The organism is Actinoplanes sp. ATCC 53533 (assembly GCF_003947245.1).
On the sequence record NZ_QHHV01000015.1, the window covers coordinates 258,693 to 283,878 of the forward strand.

General features: G+C 72.2%; 12 protein-coding genes. 6 read left to right on the forward strand and 6 right to left on the reverse strand.

Annotated features, from left to right (window positions below; translation table 11 throughout):
• Positions 1-5: 5 nt before the first annotated feature.
• From DMB66_RS06770 to DMB66_RS06790, 5 genes are all read right to left on the reverse strand, one after another.
• Entirely contained in the window at positions 6-1,241 is a 1,236-nt protein-coding gene (locus DMB66_RS06770; protein ID WP_199752059.1) for a hypothetical protein, read from the reverse strand.
• Positions 1,242-1,326: 85 nt separating this feature from the next.
• Positions 1,327-2,028 (reverse strand): phosphatase PAP2 family protein, encoded by a 702-nt coding sequence (locus DMB66_RS06775; protein WP_125803174.1) that lies wholly within the window; start codon positions 2,026-2,028, stop codon positions 1,327-1,329.
• Between the two features lie 84 nt (positions 2,029-2,112).
• Positions 2,113-3,549: an aldehyde dehydrogenase gene (locus DMB66_RS06780; RefSeq protein ID WP_125803134.1), complete on the reverse strand. Its 1,437-nt coding sequence runs from the start codon at positions 3,547-3,549 to the stop codon at positions 2,113-2,115.
• A gap of 65 nt (positions 3,550-3,614) precedes the next feature.
• Entirely contained in the window at positions 3,615-4,250 is a 636-nt protein-coding gene (locus DMB66_RS06785) for a hypothetical protein (protein WP_125803135.1), read from the reverse strand.
• Positions 4,251-4,260: 10 nt separating this feature from the next.
• Positions 4,261-5,790, reverse strand: coding sequence for a serine/threonine protein kinase (locus DMB66_RS06790; protein WP_370318339.1), 1,530 nt, complete (start codon positions 5,788-5,790; stop codon positions 4,261-4,263).
• A 434-nt stretch (positions 5,791-6,224) separates the two neighbouring features.
• On the opposite strand from DMB66_RS06790, the gene DMB66_RS06795 reads away from it, so the two are divergent.
• The 5 genes from DMB66_RS06795 to DMB66_RS06815 are packed head-to-tail and all read left to right on the forward strand — an operon-like array spanning position 6,225 to position 23,036.
• On the forward strand, positions 6,225-8,480 hold the full coding sequence (locus tag DMB66_RS06795; protein ID WP_158647153.1) for a S8 family serine peptidase: 2,256 nt from the start codon (positions 6,225-6,227) through the stop codon (positions 8,478-8,480).
• On the forward strand, positions 8,477-11,893 hold the full coding sequence (locus DMB66_RS06800) for a DUF6603 domain-containing protein (RefSeq protein WP_125803138.1): 3,417 nt from the start codon (positions 8,477-8,479) through the stop codon (positions 11,891-11,893). The genes DMB66_RS06795 and DMB66_RS06800 overlap by 4 nt, the downstream gene beginning before the upstream one ends.
• A complete protein-coding gene (locus tag DMB66_RS06805; protein WP_125803139.1) occupies positions 11,890-15,063 on the forward strand; it encodes a hypothetical protein in 3,174 nt (1,057 codons plus the stop codon). Before DMB66_RS06800 ends, DMB66_RS06805 begins: the two co-directional genes overlap by 4 nt.
• On the forward strand, positions 15,056-21,202 hold the full coding sequence (locus DMB66_RS06810) for a VCBS repeat-containing protein (protein ID WP_125803140.1): 6,147 nt from the start codon (positions 15,056-15,058) through the stop codon (positions 21,200-21,202). Before DMB66_RS06805 ends, DMB66_RS06810 begins: the two co-directional genes overlap by 8 nt.
• A gap of 1 nt (position 21,203) precedes the next feature.
• A complete protein-coding gene (locus DMB66_RS06815) occupies positions 21,204-23,036 on the forward strand; it encodes a hypothetical protein (RefSeq protein WP_125803141.1) in 1,833 nt (610 codons plus the stop codon).
• A 96-nt stretch (positions 23,037-23,132) separates the two neighbouring features.
• Here DMB66_RS06815 and DMB66_RS63525 read toward each other — a convergent pair whose 3' ends face one another.
• Positions 23,133-24,302 (reverse strand): phospholipase, encoded by a 1,170-nt coding sequence (locus DMB66_RS63525; protein ID WP_233624346.1) that lies wholly within the window; start codon positions 24,300-24,302, stop codon positions 23,133-23,135.
• 362 nt (positions 24,303-24,664) lie between these two features.
• On the opposite strand from DMB66_RS63525, the gene DMB66_RS06825 reads away from it, so the two are divergent.
• Positions 24,665-25,126: a response regulator gene (locus tag DMB66_RS06825; RefSeq protein WP_125803142.1), complete on the forward strand. Its 462-nt coding sequence runs from the start codon at positions 24,665-24,667 to the stop codon at positions 25,124-25,126.
• The last annotated feature ends 60 nt before the right edge of the window (positions 25,127-25,186 follow it).

Below are 25,186 nucleotides of genomic sequence, written 5' to 3' on the forward strand. Positions count from 1 at the left end.
CCGGCTCACCCGAGGGACCAGCGCTGCAACACCCCGTCCCGGACGGCGCCGAGCTGACGGGCCGCGCGATGGTGGCAGGTCGGCACGAAGCCCGGCACGCTGCCGGTGCGGTGCCCGGTGACGGGGTCCCAGATCTGCAGCCCCTCGGGCGCGGCCGAATACAACCTCGTGCGGTTCGCGAAGAGCGCGCCGGCCGGCCCCGCGAACGAGGTGACCTCCGCTCCGGTGGCGGGACTGAAGATCCGCACACCGTCCAGCATGGCCGCGTCGTCGTCGCCGATCCCGCTGACGGCGAGCAGGTCGTTGGCGATGAAACACATGGGCGAGTCCCAGTGGTAGTCCCGGTGGCACAGCCGTTGCCGCGACGGGCCGTCCTCGGACTCCCACACGTTGTCGCGCAACCACCGCCCGAGGTCCCAGACCGTGGGCATGCCGACCGGCGACCACACCCAGCCGTCGTCGGCGAGCCAGTGCCCGTCGGGCGAGACGTGCAGCCGGCCGTGGAAGTAGTCCAGGTTGTGCGCCGGGCGCGCGCCCGGCTCCACCGGATCGGGGGTACGGGCGGTGAGCAGCCGGCCGGTCTCGGCGTCGTGCACATCGAGGCGGTTCCAGTCCGTACGGTTGATCACGACGGACCGCCCGTCGTGGCGCGCGAAGGCCACCGAGAACGGCACGGTGTCCGGCCGGTAGGTGCCGCCGTCGAGCGTGAGCGTCGTGCGGCCCGACTGTCGCAGGTCGACGACCCGCCCGCGCCGGCCGTAGTCGTTGACGACCGCGGCGAAGCGCCCATCGGCCGACACGTGCAGCCTGCCGGTCAAGGCGTGGCCGACCCACGGCCGGTGGTCGGGCTCGGCGATGAGCAGATCGGTGGCGAGCACGGTGCAGCGATCCTTGTCGGGGTCCAGGGCGACGATCGCACCCGCCGCGGTCAGGCCCAGCCACGTCTCGCCCCGCCCGCCCGGCGCGAGGTCGATCACGGCGCCGGCCACGTCCGGCAGGGCCCAGGACCTGACGGTGCGGTCCACCGGCTCCGGGCGATCCTCGATGCCCGGTTGCCCGCGCCAGGCGGTGAGGCCGCCGTCCTCGGCGTCCTCGTTCAGCCGCTCGACGCATCCCTCGCAGATCACGACCAGGGTGATCGGCGCCCCGCCCGCGTCGCACTCCTCGCAGGCGATGTCGTATTCCAGGCGCCGGCCGGTCAACAGCCGCACCTGACTGACGAACTCCTCGGTGGGGCGCACCAGGTGCGGACACACCCTGGACGGTGCCTCATTCGCGGCATGCCCGCACGCCAAAGTCCTCACGGCGCCAACGTACCGCCGGATGTCACCGAGCGGTGGGCGCGGAGGTATCCGCCAGGTCCGGATCCAGGCCCTCCTCGACGACCGGCTCGGCACGGAGCCGCGGGAACGCCGCCGCCGTCACCGTGACCACCGCCACCCCGAGCAACCACCCCGCCACCACGTCGCTGGTCCAGTGCACGCCGAGCACGATCCGGCTCAGGCCGGTCAGCACCGCCACCGCGATCGCCGAGCCCCACAGCACCCACCGCTTCGCCCCCCGGGCGACCGGCAGCAGCACCAGCACGAACACCCCGGCGGTCAGCGCCGCGTTCAGCGCGTGCCCGGACGGGAACGAGAAGCCGGCGGCCCGGGCCACCGGGTCGAGCAGGTCCGGGCGGTGCCGTCCGACCAGCAGCTTGAGCACCACGCCCAGCAGCCCGCCGACCACCATCGTGGTCGCGACCCACAGCGCGAGCCGCCGGGCCTGGCGGCGGAACAGCCAGATCACCAGGCCGAGCGCCGCCACCCGGAGCGGGTTGGGGTCGAAGATGTTGGTCAGCCACAGGTTGGCCTCGGTCCAGTGCGGGTGCCCCAGGGCCCAGCTGTGCAGCGAGTCCGTGACCCGCTCGTCCAGGTCGTGCAGCGGGCGCCAGCCGCCGGTGACGAGCACCGAGATCAGCGCGAACGGCACCAGCACCAGCAATGCGAGAACGGACGCCGTGGTGAGTCGCAGTCCGAGCTTCATCATCACTCTCTACCCGGAATCCCGCCGCCGAACCCGGGCCGGCGAACCGGCCGCCCGCCGCCGGAGTGGGTTACCAGCGCCGGGTCAGCCGATGATCACGGTCTGCAACTCGGTGAACGCCTCCATCGGGTGGGCGCCCCCGACCCGGCCCAGGCCGCTGTCGGAGCCGGACCGCCCGCCGAACGGCAGGTGGCTCTCCCAGTAGTTGGTGGACTCGTTGATGTTCACCCACCCGGTGCGCACCGCGTCCGCGAAGGCGAGCCCGGCGGTCAGGTCGGCGGTGTAGACGGCGGCCAACAGCCCGTACCGGGAAGCGTTGGTCAGCTCGATCGCCTCGTCCAGGCCGCTGATGCCGACGATCGGCGCGATCGGGCCGAACGTCTCCTCGGTCGCGGCCGCGGCGTCGGCCGGCACGCCGGTGAGCACGGTGGCCGGCCAGTACAGGTCGGTGGCGAAGCCGGTGGCGCGGGCACCGCCGGTCAGCGCCGTGGCCCCGCGGCGGAGCGCGTCGGCGACGTGCTCGTCCATCTTGGCGGCGACCGCGGCGTTGTTCAGCGGCCCCATCGTGGTGGCGTCGTCGAGCGGATCGCCGAGCCGGATCCGGTCCTTGACCGCGCGGGCGAGCCGATCGGCGAAGTCGTCACGCACCGCGTGGTGCACCAGCAGCCGCTCGCCGGCGGTGCAGCTCTGACCGGCGCACAGGAAGCAGGCCTGCAGGGCGCCCTCGACGGCCCGGTCCAGGTCGGCGTCCGCCAGCACCACGAGCGGGCCGTTGCCGCCCATCTCCAGCAGGGTGGCCTTGCCGGCCGCCGCGCTCGCCACCGACCGGCCGGTGGCGGTGGAGCCGATGAAGGCGACCGCGTCGGTGCCGGGGTTCCGGGCGATCTCGTCGCCGACCACCGGGCCCGGCCCGGTCACCAGGTTGAGCACGCCCGGCGGCAGGCCGGCCTCCGCGAGGCAGCCGGCCAGCGCGACGGCCGACACGGCCGTCGACGGGGCCGGGGTCCAGACCACCGTGTTCCCGCTGGCCAGCGCCGGCGCGATCAGCTCGGCGGGCATCGTGTACGGCCAGTTCCACGGCGTGATCACCCCGACCACCCCGCGCGGGCGCCGGACCAGCAGCGCCCGCTTGCCGGTGCTGGACGAATTCGGCAGCAGCCCGCCCAGCCGCTTGCCGTCCTCGGCGGCCATCCGCCAGTACGTGACCAGCTCGTCGACCTCGTCGTACGCCTCGGCGCGCAGCGGCTTACCCTGGTCCAGGGTCAGCGTGCGGGCCAGGTCGTCGCGGCGGCCCTCGATCACATCCGCGACCCGGTGCAGCAGCGCGGCCCGCTCGAAGGCGGAGAGCCGGGCCCAGCCGGGCGCGGCCCGGCGGGCGGCCGCGATCGCGGTGCGGGCGTCCTCCCGGTCGCCGTCCGGCACGGTCCCGAGCTCCTCGCCGGTGGCCGGGCTGATCGCGACGGTGGTGGCGCCGGACCGCGCGGAGATCCAGGCGCCGTCCACGAACATCTGATGGTGCATGACTCTCCCAGCGGGCCGGACAACGAGGCGAGCCCACCCTAGTCTGTGCGCCTCGATGACCCTTGTCAGGTCACCGCGATCGTCTGGAAGGCGGTCCAGCCGCCCTCCTTGACGATCTTTCCGTTGTCGACCTCGAGGGCGGTGTGCGCCCCGGTCAGCTCGAACAGGCCGGAGTCGCCGGCCGGGGCCAGCCGCCAGGACTGGGTGGCGTCGCCCGGCCGGCAGGGCCGCATCAGCAGGACGCCTCGCCGTTCGTCGGTGACGCACGACTCCGGTCCCGAGGCGGCGGCCACGGGCGACGCGACGATGATGACGTGGTTTCTGTTCGCCTCCGTGCGCTTGCGGACCTTGGCGGGCCGCAGCGTCATCCGGGTGGACTCGGTGACGGCCGTCCCGGCGAAGTCCACGGATCCGTCCGGGTGTGACCCGAGGTGGTACTCGGCGCCCGCGTCGGCGGAGGTGGTGATGACGACGGGGACGCCGAGGTCGATCGCGAAGCTCTTCAGCTGGGACAGATTCGCATCGACCAGCTTCGGGCCGCTGCTGGCCGGCGCGGCGGACGGCGATGGCGCGGCGGACGGCGAGGTCACGGGTGCCCCGGATCCGTCGGTGGCCGGCGCTGCCTGAGGTGTGGCCGTACCGCAGGCGGTCAGCGCGGTGACGCAGGCGGCAGCCATCATCGATGTGGACGGGCGGCGCATCTTGATCTCCTCAGAGCTCGCCGCGGTCGACGAGGCTGTACTTGTCGGCGAACTGGGGCTCGCCGACGTGGGTGACGTCGGATCGCTTGGTGTCGGCGTCCCACAGCAGCCAGCCGTACTCGTTGCCGATGCTGTATGTGGGGCGTCCCTTGGCGTCTTTGTCGCGGGTCTCGGCCAGCGAGAACAGCGTGCCCTTGGTCGGGTTGCAGGCCGCGCCCACCACCGGAGCGGCTTGCTCCTCCGGCAGGATGTCGACGCCGAGGCAGACCTCCGGGCCGGCGTATCCCTCGTTGCTCAGCGACCGGATCATGTATTGCACGCCCACCGACTCCAGGACGAACTGCGACCGGGAGCCCGTGCCGTCGGAGATCTCCAGCTCCTCGCCGTCGCGGTCCAGCATGAAGTACCGGTTGACCTCGGTGAGCTGGATGGAGAACCGGCGGTCGCCGGCCAGGATCGCGGTGAGCGCGTCCGCCGGTGACGCCGAGGGCCGGGCGGCGGGGCCCGACGGGAGGGCCTGCGGGTCGCTGCCGAACACGTTGGCCCAATGCGCACCGAGCAGACCGACGGTCAGCAGCACCACAGCGACCGCGGCGGCGACCGCGACGCGGCGCAGCGGGCTGCGGCGGGTCTGTCGTGGCGGTCCTGGGACGGCGGCGGTGTCATCCGGCGGCGGGACCGCGACGGGCGCCGGCCCCACCCGATCCCGCCGGGCCTCCAGCACCTCCGTTTGGCTGCCCAGCAACGCGTCGAGCAGCTCGCGGGCGGTCGGCCGGTCCTGGGGATACTTTGCGAGCGCGCTCTCCACGAGACCGCGCAGCGGCTCCGGAATCCCCGCGGTTTCCGGCGGCTGGGTGAGAATGCGCATGGCCGTCGCCGCCGGGGAGTCGGCGGCGAACGGGGTGCGCCCGGTCGCCGCGTAGGTGACCACCGCGCCCCACGCGAAGACGTCCGCGGCCGAGGTCACGTCCTTGCCAAACTCGGCATCGAACCGTTCCGGCGCCATGTAGGCGACCGTGCCGACCATCTGATCGGTGCGGGTGTGCCGGCTGGTCGCCTCGAACGCCCGGGCGATGCCGAAGTCGATCACCTTGATGCCGCCCAGGGCGAACAGCACGTTGCCGGGCTTGAGGTCGCGGTGGATCACCCCGGCGCCGTGGATGGCGGTCAGCGCGGTGGCGACACCGACGGCCAGGCTGTGCAGGGCGGGCCCGGACAGCGGACCCTGGCCGCGCATCAGCTCGGTGAGGGACGGGCCGTCGACGAACTCGACCACCAGGTAGGGCGGGGTGTGCTCGGGATCGGCGTCCAGCACCGCGGCGGTCGAGAACGGCGGCACCTGCTGGGCCCGGGTCACCTCGCTGCGGAACCGGCCCCGGAACTCCGGATCGTCGGAGAACTCCGGCCGAACCATCTTGATGGCGACCATCGTTCCGTCCTCGGCGTGGCCGAGGAAGACGGTGCCCATACCGCCCTGACCGAGCCTGCCGAGCAGGTCGTAGGTGCCGAGCCGGGTGGGGTCGCCAGGACGCAGCGGCATGCTCATGATGTGGTCAGAGCCTGTTCTGTCGGTCGTCGCGGCGAAGCGTACCCATGCCTCATGCGACGGTCAAACACGTCGATCCCGGGCAGTTGCCCCCCTCACGGACGTGGCCGGGCACACCCGCGCCCGATCACCCGGCGGCCGGCTGTCGGCGTCCTCCATCAGCCACAGCCGCGGCACAACGGGCAAATGGTTAACCAGGCCGGCGGCGTGCAGAGTCATCCTGCCGACATGACGCTCCCTCCCGGGGTGGCCGTGCGCGATTCTGAAAGCTCGCCCGGGCGATCCAAGCGAGTGTGTTCCGAGGGTTTGACCGGTACCGGCAGGGGGCTCGCGAGGCTATGTCCAAGTTCGATGCTCATTTGCGGGGACGCCTCCGCCGGCTTGGTGCGCGCGATCTTACGAGCGCGGCGGTCGGCCCGGACGAAGGAGTGGATCCGGCTCGGAGCGAGCGGATCGAGATCATCGTCAGGTTCACCGGTGACCTCTCCGATCTGGTCGACGTCGGGTTCCTGTCCATGACGGTCGCCGAGCCGGGTCGCGAGCGGTTCCACATCGTCCCCGGCTCCATCCCCGTCGATCGCCTTGATGATCTCGCCGGCGTCGAGCACGTCGTCTCGATCAGCGACCCCGAGCCGTACCGGCCCTTGCTGGACTTCAGCATTCCGGAGATCCGCGCCGATCTTCTGCACAGCGGTTCGCCCACCCGCAAAGGTCAGGGCGTCGTCATCGGCATCATCGACTCGGGTATCGACTGGCGGCACCGGGACTTCGTCGGCTTCGACGATCGAACCTCGCGGATCACCGCGCTCTGGGATCAGCTGCTGAAGCCGGAAGCGGGGGAGACGGCCGGACCGGGCGGCGTCGGCGTCACGTACGACCAGCACGCGCTGGACCAGGCGGTTCAGGGCGTCGTGCCGGTCAACAGCCTGGACCGGGGGACCGTCAGGGACACCGAGGACGAGCACAGCAAGGGCCACGGGACGCATGTGGCGGGAATCGCGGCGGGTGACGGCTCGTCGGCCGGCTGCTGTCACGGCCCGGACACGTACGTCGGTGTCGCGCCTCGCGCGAGTCTCGTGATGGTGCGCAGCGACCTCGGCCAGGCCCGGGTGATCGCGGGCATCGACTTCATTCTCGCTCAGGCGGCCGGCCGGCCGGTTGTCATCAACATGAGCTTCGGTAACACCCTCGGACCCCACGACGGAACGGGGGACATGGAGGAACACATCAACAGCGTGGTGCTGGCTCAGCCCGGACGGGCGGTCGTCGTGGCAGCCGGAAACTCCGGCGACGTCAAGACACAGCCCTGCCACGTCGCTGCCACGGTCGCCGGCAACGACAGCGTGGACGTCGCGTTCACCACCGTGGACGGCATCCGGGGCAGGGCGTTTGTCGATGTCTGGTATGCGCGCGCCGGTCAGCTGACGGTTTCACTCACGTGTCCCGACGGGACGGTGATCGGACCGGCCACCCATGGCAACGATGTCGGACCGAGCCCCGCCAACCCCGGCGCCGCCGCGGCATCGCAGGCGATGGTCACTCTCACGTCGGCGATCAACGACGTCCTGGGCCGTGACAACCAGCACCTGGTGCGGATCGGGAAGCCGACGAAGGGCAGCGTGCCGGCGGGCTCATGGAAACTGACGCTGGCGAACCCCACCGGTACGCCCGTCGCGTTCCACGCCTGGACCTCGCCGTTCGAGTTCGTGAACTTCCTTCCGCCGGTCGAGCCACCGGACGCTAAGATCCGCGGCTCGGCCGACTCCACCGTGGGATCGCCGGGAACGGCGGCTCAGGCCATCACCGTGGCGAACCACGCGTCACGCACCGGCTGCTGCGATCTGTGGCCCTCGACGGACATCGAGCCTTCGTCGTCGCGCGGCCCGCTTGTCCGCGACGCAGCCGCGAATCCGAAGCCGAACATCGCGGCGCCGGGGCTGTTGATCACCGCGGCGAACGCCGACGCGGCCAATCTGCCGGGCAAGTGCTGTGACTGCTGCCCCGACGCCTGCTGCACCCTGTATGTCGACAAAACCGGGACCAGCATGGCCGCGCCGCATGTGACCGGCGCGATCGCGCTCATGCTGGAGGAGAAGCACGATCTGACCCGCGCGCAGATTCTCAAGTTCCTGTCCGACTCGGCTCGCGCCGCACCCGCGCCCGCGGACCCGAACACCTGGGGTGCGGGCAAGCTCGACGTGAAAGGGGCGGTGGACGCCATCCGCGCGGCCGGCGGGGGAGGCGGCGGCGGGGGAGGCGGCGGCGGAGGTCCGGCGCCTGTGCTCCCGGCGTACGCGGGACCGCCCCCGGCTGGGGCGCACCGCCGCAGCCCGATCCCCGGCGGCTTCCTTGAACTGCGCGGTCAGCTGGCGGCCCTGCCGGACGGGGAACGACTCGCGGCCGTCGCGAGCCGGCACTTCAGTGAGGTTCGCCGACTCATCAACACCAACCGGCGGGTAGCCGCCATGTGGCACCGGGCGCGCGGGCCCGCGCTTCTCCATCGCCTGTTCGCGGCCGAGACCCACCGCTGCTGCATCGCCGTCGGCTCAGCGGAGCGGAGATATTTCGAGCGCTTCGTGGGTCAGCTGGAGCTGTACGGCAGCCCGCGGCTCCGCGCTGCCATCGCCCTTGACGGACCGGCCCTGTTCGCGGTCCTGCTGGGTGCGCCGGCGATGTCGTCATGAGTGACGTGGCCGGCACGATCGAAGGGCTCGCGGCCGAACTGGCCCTGATCTTCGCCCCGCTGGCCGAACGTGCCGCGAATGGGACCCCCGACCTGCTCCTGGAGTGGGTCGGACTCCGTACCTTCGACGCCGCCGCCGGATCGGCCAGGTTGGCGTCCGCCCTCGTCTCGTGCACGGGATCGGCCGCGGACCTGACGGCGCTCGCCGAGGACCTGGTGGAGGCGGTCACAGCCGACGACGGCGGCGCCGTCGCGGCGACGGCGACGGCTCTGCTCACGAAGTTCGCGGTGACCGTGCAGGCCGTCCGGGACGCCGCCGACGAACTGCGGACCCTCAGCGCTGACCCGGCCCTCTCGGCGGCGCAGCGCGCCGAGGTGTCGGCGGTCGCCGACGAGTTCGTGTCGCGGGTGCTCGGCCGCCTGCTCGTGGAGTACCTGGAGGTGCGCTTTCCGCCGCTGGTCACCGCGCTCATGGCCACCGGTGTTGTCGAGGTCGTGGACCAGCCTCCCGGCCCGGCCGGGTCGCTGGTCGCCGCGCACCGACAGAAGACGCTGCATGCCGATCGGCTGGTCCGGCTGGTCAGCGATCCCGTCGGGCTGGTGGGCGAGGTGTTCCGGTGGGGACAGCCGGACTTCGACGGGCTTGCCCTGTTCACCAGCCTGAAGGCGTTGCTCCGGGAGAGGTTCGACATCCCGGCCGAGATCCTGCAGCCGCCGGGTAGCCCGGCCATGCTGGAGGCTTTCGGCTTCTCCGCCGAGGTGGATCCCACGCTGTCGCCGCCCGGTCTCACAGTCAATCTCCGCATGCCCGCCGGGATCCAGCGGAACGAGACGCTGGCCCTCGGTGACTGGGAGGTGATCCTCGAAACCGACGCCGCGTTCCAGGCTGACCTCGAGGGAACTCTGCGGCCGTTGCTGGACGTCGAGCTGACCGCCGCGGCGGGCACAGTCGACGTGACGGTGCAGGTGAGCTTCGCGCGCTCGCCCACGGCGGAGCCGTTCCTGCTGCTCGGCTCGCCCGGTGGCTCGCGGCTCGAGGCGCGGAGCCTGACCGCCGGGGTCGCCCTCGCCATCCACCTCGACACCGCGCAGGGCCGGGTGTCGCTCGATCCCGAGCTGAAGCTCGCACTGCGCGGGGGCAAGCTGGTGATCAGCTCTGCCGGGGGCGACGGCTTCCTCATCACGCTGCTGTCCGGGATCCACCTGGAGTCGGTCGTCAACACCGACCTGACGTGGAGCCCTGCGCTGGGCGCCAGGTTCACCGGCAGCGGAACCCTGCAGGTGGCGATCCCCGTCCATGTCGAGCTCGGACCCCTCAACGTGCAGACCCTCTACCTGGTCGCCGGTCTCGCCGGCTCCGGCGTTCCGGTGGAGCTGTCCGCCGGGATGTCGGCCCAGCTGGGCCCGCTGAGCGCCGCCGTCGACCGGCTCGGGCTCGCGGTGAGTTTCAGTCTGCCGACCGGCGGCGGCAACCTCGGCCCGCTCGACGTCGGACTGGCGTTCAAGCCGCCGACCGGGGTCGGGCTGGCCGTCAACGCCGGCGTGGTGACCGGTGGGGGATTCCTGAAGCTGGATCCGGCCGCCGGCGAGTATGCCGGCGCCCTGGAGCTCGAGTTCGCTGAGTTCCTCGCGCTCAAGGCGATCGGGCTGATCACCACCCGGATGCCGGACGGCTCCGCCGGGTTCTCGCTGCTGCTGGTGATCACCGCCGAGTTCCCCGGCGGGCTGCAACTGGGGTACGGCTTCAAGCTGATCGGTGTCGGCGGCGTGCTCGGCCTGCACCGCGGCATGCGGCTGGACGCGATCATGGAGGGCGTCCGGACCGGCGCGATCGAGTCGGTCATGTTCCCGCACGACGTGGTGGCCAACGCGCCGCGCATCCTGTCCGACCTCAAGGCGTTCTTCCCGCCGGAGGACGGTGTCTTCGTCATCGGTCCGATGGCCAAGCTCGGCTGGGGCACCCCGACGATCGTCACCGTCTCGCTGGGGATCATCATCGAGATCCCCGGCAACATCGCGCTGGTCGGCGTGCTCAAGGTCGCGCTGCCCACCGAGGACGAGGCGATCCTGCTGCTTCAGGTCAACTTCGCCGGAGCCATCGAGTTCGACAAGAAGCGGATCTACTTCTTCGCCTCGCTCTTCCACTCGCGGATCCTGACCATCAGCATCGAGGGCGAGCTCGGCCTGCTGGTCGCGTACGGCGACCAGCCCGACTTCGTGCTCAGCGTCGGCGGCTTCCACCCGGCGTTCAAGGCGCCGCCGCTGCCGTTCCCGGTGCCCAAGCGGATCTCGATCAACCTGCTCAACAGCGATGTCGGGCGCCTCGGCGTCGACGGGTACTTCGCCGTCACCAGCAACACCGCCCAGTTCGGCGCGCACGCCGAGCTGTACCTGGGCCTCGGCGCCTTCAGCGTCGAGGGCCACCTCGGCTTCGACGCGCTGTTCCAGTTCTCCCCGTTCACGTTCGTCATCGAGATCTCCGCCGGCGTGTCGGTCAAGGTCTTCGGCGTCGGCTTGTTCAGCGTCTCGCTCGAGTTCACGCTGTCCGGCCCGACGCCGTGGCAGGCCACGGGCAGCGCGTCGATCTCGCTGCTGTTCTTCTCCATCGGCGTCGACTTCGACATCACGTGGGGCGAGCCGCGCGACACCGCGCTGCCGCCGATCAACGTGGTGCCGCTGGTCAAGGGCGAGCTGGACAAGCCGGAGAGCTGGCGGGTGAACAACCCGGCCGGCGGCGCGCCGCTGGTCACGCTGCGCCCGCTCGCCGCCGGCGAGGCCGACATCGTGCTGCATCCGCTGGGCACGGTGGTCGTCCAGCAGCGTGCCGTGCCGCTGGACATCCGGGTCGACAAGGTCGGCGCCGAGGCCGCCGCCGACGTGTCCTCGGTGCGGGTCGTGGTGGACGGCGGCGGCCTGGTGAAGCTCTCGGATGCCGCCGACATGTTCGCGGTCGCGCAGTTCCAGAACCTCAGCGACGCCGAGAAGCTGTCGCTGCCGTCCTTCGAGCGTGAGCACGCCGGCGTGGAGCTGGCCGCGGACGGCACGGCGATGACGTCGGCCCGGGCCGTGCGCCGCAGCGCCCGCTACGAGCAGGTCATCATCGACGACCTGGGCAGCACGGCAAGCAGCTTCGTGCCGTACAACGCCGCGCTGTTCCAGCATCTGCTGGCCGGCGCCAGCGTGGCGCGGTCACCGCTGGCACAGACCGAGCGGGTGCTGCGGCAGCCCTTCGCCGACGGCATCGTGGTCACCGGTGACACCTATGTGGTGGCCGCCACCCGGGACAACACGGCGCGGACCGGGGTCTTCAGCAGCCAGGCGCAGGCCCGCGCGCACCTGGACGCGCTGGTCGCCGCCGATCCCAACCTCATCGACGCGGTGCACGTCATCCCGGCCATGGAGGCGGCGCCGTGACCGCCGGTGCGTACTCCTTCCTGCCCTGGCTGCGGCGCGGCATCGCCACGCGGATCAACGCGCCGGCCGCAGCGGCGACGCGGGCCGCCGTGACGGTGAAACTGAGCGTGCGGGGCGCCGGCATCGGCGGTGGCGTGGTGGCCCTGCCGGTTGAGCACGAAGTGGCCGTCTACGGTCCGGGCGATGTGGTCGGCGTGGATCCGCGCGCGATCGTCCGCACCGACCCGCACCACTGGATCACCAACTTCGATCCCAACTACCTGCCCGCCATCGAGTTCTACGACGAGGACTTCCCGTGGCGCTACAGCCCGGCCGTGGTCGAACCGGCCACCGGCCGGCTGCAGCCGTGGCTGGCGCTGATCGTGCTGAGCGAGGACGAGTTCCGCGACCAGGGCCAGCTGCCCGGCCGCCCGCTGCCGTCCATCGGGATCGACGACCTGAGCGTGCTGCCGCCCGCCGACCAACTCGGGGCGTGGGCACACGTGCACGTCAACCGGACCATCACCGCGTCCGATGCCGAGACTGTCGCCGCCGATGTGCCCGAGGCCCTGATCCGGCTGGCCGCGGTCGTCGCGGAGAACCCGGATCTGGCCTGTTCCCGGTTGCTCTGCCCGCGCCGGCTCGACCCGGAACAGGGCTACCACGCCTTCCTGGTGCCGACATTCGAGACGGGCCGGCTGGCTGGGCTCGGCTTGGATCCGGCCGGCTCGCCCAGCGCGGTGCAGTCGAGCTGGGTCGACTACGCCGGCCGCCCCGAACCGGCCGGCCTCTGCTACTACCACCGTTGGCAGTTCCGCACCTCGCCGGTCGGCGACTTCGAGTACCTGGCCCGGCTGCTCAAACCCCGTACCGCCGGCGCCCGGGTCGGCAGCCGCGACATGGATGTGCGCGCGCCCGACCCCGAGCTCGGGCTGCCCGGCATCACCAGCCCACAGCTCGGCGGCGTGCTGCGCCTCGGCGGTGCGCTCAAGGTGCCGGACAAGGCGCTGAATCAGGAAGAACTCGCCGAGCAGACGCTGTACGAGAACTGGGACCAGCCCTACCCGACCGCGTTCCAGCAGGCGCTGGCAGCGGTGATCGACCTCGCCGACGACTACCTGGACCAGCGCGTCACCGGCGTTGACCCGCTGGTCACCCCGCCGCTCTACGGGCGTTGGCACGCGCGGGTCAGCCGGCTGCTGACCGAGCGCGACGGCACGGCGATCACCCCGAATGACAACTGGGTGCACGAGCTCAACCTCGACCCGCGGTTCCGGGTGCCGGCCGGCCTCGGTGGCCGGGTGGTCCGCACGCACGACGAGGAGTACATGCGCGCGGCCTGGGACCAGCTCGGTGACGTACTGGCCGCGAACAAGCGGATCCGGGCCGCCCAGGTCGCCCGCGAACTCGGGTTCTCGCTGCACCGCGGCCACCTGGAACCGCTGCGGCTGGTCACCCCCGGCCAGCTGCTGACGCTCAGCGCTCCGGTGCAGTCCCGGCTGCTCCCCGGCGCCGGCTTCGCACTCGCCGCGGCCGGCGCCGCGCCGCTGACCATCGCCGCCGGCATCGCCGACAGCCGGATGACCGCCACCGTGGTGTCGCCGGTGCTGCGGCGGATCACCCGGCCGGGCTCGCGGCTGATGCGCGGACTGCCGTTCGGCCCGGGCGCGGGCACCGGCGGCGTGGACGTCGCCGCCGGCGCCCCGGAGGTGCCACCGGCCCGGCAGGACCTGCTCGCCCGGATGAACGACGGGACGGTCACCGCAGCCCCGCCCAAGGTGGCCCCGGCCGGGGTGGTCACCGTCGACGCCCTGGAGGAGGTGCTGGCCGGCCCGGTCATCGGGATCGCGGAGGCCGCCGCCGGCCCGGTTCCGAACCCGGTTCCCACGCTGGCGACCAGCGCCGACTTCGTCATCTCGCTGCCCGGCGAGGGTGTTTCGCCGACCGCCGGCGGCACCGACAGCATCGAGGCGGCCCGGTTCAAGCAGGCGCTCAACGGCGCGTACGAGGCGTTCAACACCGCTGCGGTGGCCGGCGCCGTGGCCCCGCGGGACAGGCTCGACCTGGACACGCTGGCCGAGGCCACGATGGATGCCGTCCATCCCGACCGGACCGTGCCGCGCCGGGCGATGGCCGGGATGACGCTGCCGGCCCGGTTCCTCGCACCCGGCGACGGCGGCGACGGTGGCGTCATCACCGCGCGGTCGCCCGCCGCACCCGACCTCCTCGGTGAGGTCATGGCGTACCCGATCATCGACCTGCCGATGTTCCGGCCGCTGATGGACATGGGGCCGGAATTGTTCTGCCCGAACATCGATCTGGTGCTGCCCGACAGCGTCACGCTGCTCGAGACGAACCCCCGCTTCATCGAGTCCTACCTGGTCGGGCTGAACCACGAGATGTCCCGCGAGCTGCTCTGGCGCGAGTATCCGACGGATCAGCGCGGCAGCGTGTTCCGCCAGTTCTGGGACGTCCGCTCGGGGCTTCCGCTGCCGTCGGAAAGCGCCGAGGCGCGCCGCGAGCGCCTGCGCGACATCCCACCGATCGATGTCTGGGACCCGGCGTCGGCGCTCGGCGCGCACAACAACCGCGGCGCGTCCGTCGAAGAGCTCGTCCTGGTGATCCGCGGCGAACTGCTGAAGAAGTACCCGACGGCGGTGATCTACGCGCACCGGGCGGTGTGGACCGGACAGGCCCGCGAACTGGCCGAACTCGGCCCCGGCGAGGCGGACAACCCGCCGCACGACAAGGTCCGGATGCCGGCGTTCGACGCCAAGCTCGATCCGGACATCTACTTCTTCGGCTTCGACCTCACCGAGGAGATCGCGCGCGGCGACGACGATCCTGCCGTGGACGCCGGCTGGTTCTTCGTGCTCAAGGAACGGCCCGGCGAACCCCGCTTCGGGCTGGACATCGAACGCGAGGGAGCGCTCGAGGTGTGGAACGACCTCGCCTGGCCGGACGTGATCCCGGCCGGCGGCGGCGCCGGCCCGACGTACATCCGGTTGGACGCGGACACTCCGACTCCGCCGCTGGAAACCCCCACCGACCCGGAGAAGACCGCTCAGTTCACCGAGGACAGCGCGCTGACCTGGAACGCGGAAATCAACGCCGCCGACCTCGCCTACATCCTCTTCCAGGCGCCCGTGCTGATCGCCATACACGCCCGGGAGATGCTCCAGGATGGCTGACACCGACCAGCTCAGCGACGCCTACCCGGTCCTGCTCGGCCCGGTCCGCATCGAATACCGGTTCACCACCGACGACCTGCTGGTCCGGGTGTTCCCGGACGCCTGGGCGGTGGACACCTTCGAGGAGAAGACCACAGCCCTGGAGCAGCAGCACGCGCTGCGCTACTGGAGCCGGCACTGGCAGGCAGGCGGGGACCGCACCGGGCAGCTCGCCGCCTGGCGCGACCTCGCCTCGCACGTCGGCGCCGGCCGCGCGGCGCACGTCGCCGCCGCGCGCCGCCCGCGCAACCCCGGCGACGAGCCCCGGCGTAGCGACCCCGACCAGATCATTCTCGTGGTGGCCGGCGACGGCCCGCTGCCGGCCGCCGACCACGGACCGGCCGCCGGATACTGGCGGTCGGTCTACCGGGCCGGTGCCGACCGGAACGCGTTGCGCGCCGCCGACACCGCGCTGGTCGGCGCGGTCGGCTCGGCGCGGGCCACCCGCATCCGCGCCCGGCGCCCGGACGGCCTCGACCGGGAGCCGGCCACCCGCGACCGCGGCCACGCCGATGTCCTGGTCGCGGTCGCCGACCTGCCGGCGCCGGCGGCCACCGACACCAAGGCCGGCACCTGGACCCAGCCCGCCCGTGCCCGGCTGCTGCCGGACGCGTTCACCCTGCTCGGGTACGCGAACGGCCAGCAGGTGCTGAAGGTGACCGGCAATCCCGTACCCGTCGATCTGCCTGTCGGCCCCGACCCGGACGCACCCGAGGCGGACCAGTTCCGCTCCACCGGCGCCGGTCTGCACGTGCCCGGACCACTGACCTGGCTCGTCGACTTCGACACCGCGGTGTCGGTCGGGATGGGCTTCCGGGTGCCGCTCACCGACGCGCTGCGGCCCGGCCTCGATCGGCTGATCGTGCTCGGCCTGCGCGTGCGCGACCCGGACGTCTCCCGGACCGACCTGGAAATGCTGATCACCCACCAGGCCGGCAGCCGGGCCGGGTTCCGCCTGCTGGCCCAGGGCACGCCCACCAACAACACCGGCAAGACGCCCTCGGCGCTGGGCACCGCCGACGAGACCGCCCAGCGATTCGACGCGATGACCGCGCCGGCGCGCACCGCCACCGCCGGCACCGCCAAGAACGACGGTCAGTGGTTCGCCGAACTGCTCGGCATGGACCCGGCCGTGCTCGCCCCGCTGCCCGGCGCCGACGGCGCCGACCAGGCCGAGGCTCGCGCGATGAACGTCGCGCTGTGGCCGGCGACCTGGGGCTACCACCTCGGCTCGATGCTCAACCCGCTGCTGGACACCGCCGCGCTCGACGCCACCCGCGCGTTCTTCGTCGACAACGTCAGCGGGCGCGGACCGGTGCCGCCGCTGCGCATCAACGGCGAGCCCTACGGCGTGCTGGTCACCACCGCGTTCTCGCGGTTGGCCTGGGCCGACACCGACCCGGACGCCGCCCACCGGCGCCGGCTGGACGCCGTGTTGTCGGTCGCGGCGCAGGACTGGACGGAACTCGCGGGTAGCGTGCCGTTCCTGGGTGCCGAGGGCGACCCGCACGCGCTGCTGCTGGGCATCCTCGGGCTGCATCCGAGCTCAGCCGAGTTCTACCAGCGCTACGCGCAGAGCATCGAGGACTACTTCAACCGGCTCAACCTCGCCGGGGAGGGCCGGACCGCGATGGACGCGTTCGCCCAACTCGGTGCCCGGGAGCGGATCCGGGACCTGCTGACCCGGCTCGGCCTTCCGGCTGGCGAGCCCGACCCGGACGCCTCCACCCGACTGTTCGTCGGGCGCCAGCACGCGTTGCGTGGCGCCCTGGTCGACGATCGGCCGGCCTCGGAGACCGCGTCGCTGCGGGCGTACACCGACGACGACCAGAACTACCTGGACTGGCTTGCCACCAATGCGGCCGCCGCGTTCGACACCGTACGGCAGGAAAGTGGTTTCACCGGCGACCAGCCGCCCGGTGCGCTCCTCTACCTGCTGGCCCGGCACGCCGTTCTCAACGCCTACGCCGAGGCCGCACTGCGCCTGGCCGCCGCCGCACACGGACTCACCGACGCGGAGGTGGTGCGGGCACGCCGGGAGCCGCCGTTCGTCCACATCAGCGCGCGCACCACCGACACCGAGAGCCGCTACGGCCGGCTCTACGCCCCCGATCCGGCGATCACCGGCGACCCGCGGACGCTGGTCGCGGACTTCATCGCCGGCGCCGTCGGCGTCCAGCCGGCGCTGGCGGACCTGGCCGCGCAACTCGACGCGCTCGGTACGCTGGCGGCGCGCCCCACCGCCCGCCTCGAACGCGCCCTCGTCGAGCACCTGGACGTGGCCACCTACCGGCTCGACGCGTGGCGGCTCGGCCTGGCCACCGAGAAGCTCTTCCGGCAGCGCTATCCGGCCGCCGGCGCCCCGCCCGTCACGGGCGTCCACATCGGATCGTTCGGTTGGCTCGAGGAGGTGCGGCCCAGAGCGATCCCCCTCACCCCGGTCACACTGACCGGCGAGCTCGCTGAGGTCTTCACGCCCCTCGGCGCCGCCCCGCTGACCCGCGACCCGGCCAACCAGGGCTACCTGCACGCACCGTCGCCCGCGCACGCCAGCACCGCTGCGCTGCTCCGCGCCGGCTACCTGGCCAACGCCGCCCCGGGCAACCCGGGCACGCTGGCGGTCAACCTGAGCTCGGACCGGGTCCGTACCGCGCTCACCTTTCTCGACGGGATCCGGGCGGGCCAGTCACTCGGCGCGCTGCTCGGCTATCGGCTCGAGCGCGGCCTGCACGACAGGCACGCCATCGCCGAGACCGACAAGTTCATCGGGGCGCTGCGCGAGGCGTTCCCGCTGGTCGCCGGCAAGCTGCCGGACACCGCGCCGCCGCCGGGCACACCCATCACCGCACTGGAAGCGCGCAACGTGGTGGACGGGCTCGCCCTGGTGCGCCACGTGACGCGGACCGGGCCGGCCACGTACCCGTTCGGGCTGACCGGGATGCCGACCGCCGACGGCGACCAGGGTGAGGTCATCGACCTCGAGGTGCGGGCGCTCGTCGAGATCAACGATGCGCTGGCCGACCTGGCGGTGGCCGAGGGCGTGCACCAGGCCGTCATCGGCAACTCCGAACGGGCCGCCGCCGGGATGGACGCGTTCACCCGCTCCGGAAACCCGCCCGACCCGGCCGTGGTCGCCACCCCGCACACCGGGCAGCGCCTCACCCACCGGGTCGGCCTGCACCTGCGTCCCGGCCTCGCCCCGGGCACCTCCCCGGTTCCCGGCCTGGCCATGACGCCGCGCGCCGCCGGCGACCCGGCCGTCGCCCGCTGGCTCGCCGACCTGCTGCCCGCACCGTCCGTCGTCGCCTGCACGGTGACGTGGACCGACCCGCTGACCCAGGCCGCCCGTAGCCGGGTGGTCACCCAGGCCGAGCTCGGCCTGCAGCCGATCGACCTGTTGTGGGCGCTGCGCCCGACCGATCAGGCGGCCATGACCGACCTGGACGACCGGATCGTCGCCCGCGTCCAGCACACGGAAGCCCTGCGCGCGGACACCGAACTGCTGATCCGGTACGCCGGCCCGATGGCCGGCAGGATCAGCATGTTCCAGCTCTCCGCGCTCACCGACACGCTGCGTTCGCTGCTGCTGGCCGCCCGGCCGGTCCGGCCCAGCGACCTCACCGTGCCGGCCGCCGGCGACCTGCTCGCGCCCGGCGGCGACGCCGCCGTGGCCCTGCCCCGGGCACGCCCGCAAGCCGTCCGGGACAAGCTCACGGCGTTCGGCACGGCGCTGGACGCGCTCATCGCGGCGCTGAACGTGCCGCTGGTCGACCCGGTAGCGCACCGCGCGCAACTGCTCAGCGGCGTGGACACGTTCCTCACCCGGTACGGCGACCTGCTGCTCACCGCCGGCGGCCTCGGCCTAGTCCGCAGCGGCTGGGGCGAATTGGTGCTGTGGCGCCGACAGCGGTTCACCGAGGTGCTCGCCGCGGTGGCCGCCGCCACCGAACGGATGGCCGCCTCGCTGGCCGACGCCGACGCGCTCATCGCCCAGCACGACGCGCTGCCGGCCGGCGCCGACGACGAGGACCGCTTCACCCTGCTGCAACGGGCCGAACGCCTGCTCACCACCGCCCCCACGAGCCCGCGCCCGAGCACCCCGGCGCAACTGCGCGCGATCGCCGGCGCCCGCCGGACCGCGTTCGCCGGCCGGGTCAGCGCGCTCGCCGCGATCCAGCGGACCACCCGTACCACGCTCGGCGGGCTGCTCGCCGACGTGACCGCGCTGCTGCCGCTGACCGCCTTCGACCCGGTCGGCCTCGACCTCACGACGACCGGCGACGCGGTCGTCGCGTTCTGCACGGACCTGCTCGCCCGCTCGGCCGGGCTCAAGGACGAGGCCGCGCGGCGGCTCGCCGCGATGGACCAGGCGCTGTCCGACTACGACCGGGCCACCGCCGGCCCGGCCCGGGTCGCCGCGGGCGTCGCCGCGATCCGGGCCGCGCTCGGCCCGGACGCGCTGGCCACCAGCGAGTTCACCGTCGCACCCGGTGTCGGTCAGGCCTGGCAGCAGGTGCTCGCCGCCGCCGCGGGCGGCACGCTGACCCAGCACCTGGACCGGGACTTCCCGGTCGACGACTGGCTGCATGGCATTGCCCGCGTCCGGCCCCGGCTGGCCCAGTGGGAACGCCTCGCGCTGCTGGCCGGCGCGCTCGGGAAAGCCGAACCGGGGCTGCTGCCGGCCCAGCTGCCGTACCCGGCCGGCGACCCCTGGCTCGCGCTCGAGCTGCCGCCGGTCGGCTGGACCCATCTCAACCCCGACTCAGGGCTGGCGAATAACGCCGACTTCGACTGCAGCGGCAGCCAGGTGGCGGCGAAGTTCGCGGTGGCGGGGGATTTCGATGGTGACGGGCGGGCGGAGATCGCGGTCGCGCAGGATGCGGTCGGTACGCGTGGCAATGACTTTTGGGTGATGGATTTCGATCCGGGTACTGGTCGGTGGTCGTCGTCGAGTTTTGATGCGAGTTCGGCGGCGGTGGCGGCGAAGTTCGCGGTGGCGGGGGATTTCGATGGTGACGGGCGGGCGGAGATCGCGATTGCGCAGGATGCGGTCGGTACGCGTGGCAATGACTTTTGGGTGATGGATTTCGATCCGGGTACTGGCCGGTGGACCTCGTCGAGTTTCGACTGCAGCGCGACCGCCGTCGCCGCCAAGTTCGCGGTGGTCGGTGACTTCGACGGCGACGGCCGCGACGAGATCGCCGTCTGTGAGGAGCACGCCGGCACCCGGGGCAACGATTTCTGGGTGATGGACTTCGACCCGGCCACCGGCCGCTGGTCACACCTGACGCCGGGTTCGGGGCTGGCCAACGACGCCGACTTCGACGGCAGCGGCGCCGAGGTCGCCGCCCGGTTCGCGGTGGTCGGTGACTTCGACGGCGACGGCCGCGACGAGGTGGCGGTCTCCGAGGGCACGACCGGCACCCACGGCAACGACTTCTGGGTGAAGGATTACGACCCCGACAGCGGGCTGTGGGTTCACCTCGGCCCGGCGCCGCGCGGCGCCGGGGCCCGACCGGACTTCGACTGCAGCCCGACCACGGTCGGCCCCGCGTTCGCCGTCACCGGGGACTTCGACGGCGACGGCCGCGCCGAGGTGGCGATCGCCGAGGACCTCACCGGCACGCGCGGCAACGACTTCTGGGTGATGGACTACGACCCCGGCGCCCGTGGGGTCACCGGCGACCGGCTGCTCTATACCGCCCACTACGGCGTGCCGTTCGACCCGCACGCCCAGCAGTGCGCGCTGCTGCTCGACGAGTGGACCGAGGTCATCCCCACGACCACAGCGACCACGGCGATCGCCGCGCACTACGACCGGCCCGGCACCCAGCCACCGCAGAGCCTGCTGCTGGTCGTTCCGCCCGCCCAGACCGGCACCTGGAGCTGGGACGACCTGGTCGCGGCGGTGTCCGAGACGCTCGACCTGAGCCGGGTCCGGGCCGTCGAACCCCAGCACATCGACGGCACCCCGTACGCCCAGCTGCTGCCCGCCACCGTCCTGGCGGCCACCGCTCGGCCGATCACGGTGACCACCGACCTGTCCGTCAACAACGACGCGCCGCTTGCCCGCGGACCGTTCCGGGCCCCAGGGAGCTGACATGACCCGACCGCCCGTCATCACCGACCTGCCCGCGGCGCTGGCCGAACGCCGCTTCCCGACGGTGACCGTCTGGAACCGTCTGGAGGGCCGCCCCCGTACGGTCGAGTTCGACGCCGCGCTGCGCGCCGAGGTCCGGGATCCGTTGTGGATGCTGGCCCGGCAGTGGCAGCTCGGCGAGTTCCGCGGCGAGGACGCCGGATCGCCGGTCTCGGCCACATACCACCTGCGGACCAGCCGGCCGACCCGCTACCGCGCCCGGGAGTTCCCACCGGAGCCGCTGCCCGACCGCCAGCCGCTGGAAGCGACCGTCGAGGCCCGGCCGGTGCCGTTCACCATCGGCACCGAGCGGGTCGCCATGGACCTGCGGATCGCGATGGGCCGGCGCTGGGTCAAGCTCATGGCGGTGGCCCCCACGGTTCCGGCGCCCCTGCCGGCGGCGGTGCAGCGGGCGGTCGTGGCGCGGTGGCCGATCGTCGCCCCCGATCCGGCCGCGGAGGGCGACGTCCCGCTGCTCGCGCACCCCGACGTCCGGGCGACGCTGGAGGCGGTGGCCGGCCGGATGATGGACGGCTACGAGCTCTACGCGCACCTCAAGGGCGGCGGACATCCGTACGACGGGGTGGCCGGCGTCGGGGCGGTGGCACGGGTACAGCTCGACACGCTGACCGCCCGGTTCCTGAGCTGGTTCGACAAGCTCATCGCCCAGCCGGACGGGCCGGAAGCGTTCGACCCGGCCCGGCTGGAGCACCGCTTCACCACCGCCGCGCCCGAAGCCGCCGGCGGCGAGACCGTGCTCACCGCCGCCGAATACCGCGGCGGCGGCCTGGACTGGCACGCGTTCTCCTACGACACGTCCGGCATCGCGATGGGTACGCCCGGCAGCCCGGCGACGGCGCGAACAGTCACCCGTACCGTCATCCCCGGCGAGGTCCGCTTCGCCGGCATGCCGCACCCACGCTGGTGGTCCTTCGAGGACGGCCGGACGGATTTCGGGGCCATCAGCGCCGACAGCACCGACCTGGTCAAGACACTGTTCCTGGAGTTCGCGCTGGTCTTCAGCGACGACTGGTTCCTGCTGCCCTGCGACCTCGACGAGGGCACGCTGGCCCGGGTCGACGGCGTGGTGGTCACCGACGTCTTCGGCGAGCGCCGGTGGATCGATCCGGCCGGCGCCGGCGTGGACGACGACTGGCAACGCTGGTCGATGTTCAACCTCGACGTGGCCGGCACCGCGCCGGTCGCCGCCCAGCTCGGCATCTACCTGCCGCCGAGCGCGCCGACCATGGACGGGCCGCCGGTCGAGGACGTGCTCATGGTCCGCGACGAGGCCGCCAACATGGTGTGGGGGATCGAGCAGGCCGTCTGGCTGGCCACCGGCACGCCGATGCCGGGGCAGGAGGCGGCGCGCCAGACGCTGGCGTTCCGTCAGCGGCAGCACCCGCCGGCCGACCCGCTGACGCCGATCGCCGCCATCGCCTACGAGGCGATGGGCACCGTGCCGGAGAACTGGATCCCGTTCCTGCCGGTGCATGTGCCCGGCGACAGCCGTGAGATCCAGTTGCAGCGGGGCGCGATGCCGCGGTCGATCGGCGGCCGGATAGATCGCGTCGAGCCCCGGACGACGCTGCTGCGGACGGGGCTGGACGACGGCAACCGGTACTTCCTGCACGAGGAGGAGGTGCCGCGGGTCGGCACCCGGATAAGCCTGGCGTTCCACCGCACCCGCTGCTACGACGGCTCGCCGGTGATCTGGCTCGGCGCGCACCGGGCAACCGGCCGGGGCGAGGCGAACAGCGGCCTCGACTGGGACCGTATTGTCAACACCCCGTGACCGCGAACGGGTCGGTCGCGGTCATCGGCTCTGGTGCGTTGCCAGCCGAGATTCACGGCGAAGCCCTGGTCGCGGGCTTCGCCGTGAACCGGGTGGTCAGGCCGACGGGGCCTTGCCAGAGGTGTCCTTCGGCATCAGCTTGGCCGCTTCGGCGATCTGCTCGTCGGTGACCTTCTGGAATCCGAAGATCCGGGTCGCCTCGTAATAGACGAAGGCCAGGGCATAGCAGGGCGGCTGCAGCACCGCCTCGTACGTCGCACATTGCCGCTGCAGGTCGCCGTAGAAGGCGAGGTCGAGGCGGTCCTTGTTGGCCTCGAACCGCTGGGCTGCCTTGTAGTTGCGGTAACCGAAGTCGTGGCGTGCGCAGGATCGCTCGAAACTGAACCCGAGTGGGTTGTCCGGGGCCCAGGTACAGAAGTTGGTCGCCCAGTCGAAGGCGTACTCCGCGAAGGCGGCCTGGTTCTGCCGGGCGGCGTTCCATGCGTCATAGCTGCCGGGACTGTCCTGCGTGAAGCTCGCCAGCAGCGCCAGCCGGTTGGGCGCGAGGCCCGTGCCGAACTCCCCGGACCCGATCGAGACCGACACGGTGGGGGTGCCGACGCCGTAGCACGGGCTCAGATAACGCTCCCCGGCCGGCAGTTGGAAGCAGCCGGCCCACGGCGCCCCGTTCAGCGTCTGCAACGCCAGATCGAACCCGATCTCCATCTGACTACCACCGTCGTAGACCCGGCCGTCGATCAGCACCGCGCCGAGGCTGTATCCGTAGTAGCCGTTGTAGAAGGAGAACGGCGCGGCGGCCGCGACGACTTGCCCGTTGTACGGGGAGCCGCCCGTCCGCTCGATCAGGTATGCCTGCCCGGCGCCCGCGAGGTAGAAGTTGCAGACGACCTCAGCCAGGTAGTCGATCCGCACGTCGAGGCCGGCCCGGGTCACCAGCTTGCTGATGTACGGCGTGCACACCGCTGCTTCCTGCGCGGCGCCGGCCATGCGTACGGGCGCGCCTGCTTTCGGCGTACCCAATCTCAACGCGCCGCCGGCCTTGCCGGGCGCTGCCGAGCGCGCGCCCGCGAGGAGCTTGGCCGCGTTCGGCTTCAGCTTGGAAACGCCGGGCGTGGCGGTGGCAACCCTGCCGGGCAGGTCCGGCGCGCCGCCATCCGCGGGCGCTTGGGCGTGTGCGGGGAGAGCGTTTCCCAGCGTGCCGATCAGCGCCAGGGTCAAGGCCAGCGTCAAGGCCGGTATCCGGTTGATGATCCGTGTCCGTCTCATGTCTCCTCCAGCGGTGGAGTCGGTTGGAGGCAGGCTCTCCAGCGGGACTGGACCGGGGATGGACTTCGACTGGACGGGGTCAGACCTCCTCGCCGCTGCCGCGGCAGATCGCCGAGACCGGTTGCTGTCGTACCCGTCGCGTATGGTGCCGGTCAAGGGCAGACTCCCGGCCCTTGGCACCACCCTGTCCCAGACCCCGGCAGGCGCACCTGCTCAAGCGGCATCCCACCCGGCCGTCGCCACCACCGAGCGGAGGCGGGCGAAGGGTGCCGCCACGACAGCGACCCGGAATCAACCGTTTTGGGCACGCATCGCCCCTGCAGGAACCGCCCCTCAGTCCAGGGAAACGAGTCTGTGAGTCCGTGACAACTGATCTGCCCGTGCTGCAAGTACTCGTGGTCGAAGACGATCTCGGCGACGTCGCGCTCGTGGAGAGCGCCTTCGCCGACCACAGCATCCCCAGCTATCTGCACCACGCCGCCGACGGCGCCGAGGCACTGGCCTTCCTGCGCCGCGAAGGCCGCTACCACGCCGCGCCGCGGCCGGACCTGATCCTGCTCGACCTGAACATGCCCCGCGTCGACGGCCGCCAGGTGCTCACCGCGATCAAGGCAGACGGCGACCTCAAGTCCATCCCGACGATCGTGTTCACCACCTCGTCCTCACACAGCGACGTCACCTCCAGCTACGACGCCCACGCCAACGCGTATGTCACCAAGCCCATCAACTTCGACGAATACGAACGGGCCGTCATCAAGATCCGTAACTTCTACGGACACACCGCCGTGCTGCCCCGGCGGGCCTCCGACAAGGCGACCTTCTAGCTCTCACCGGAGTTGTCGCCGGCCGGCCAGGCCTCGGCTCGCGCCGACGGCCGGCGGGCC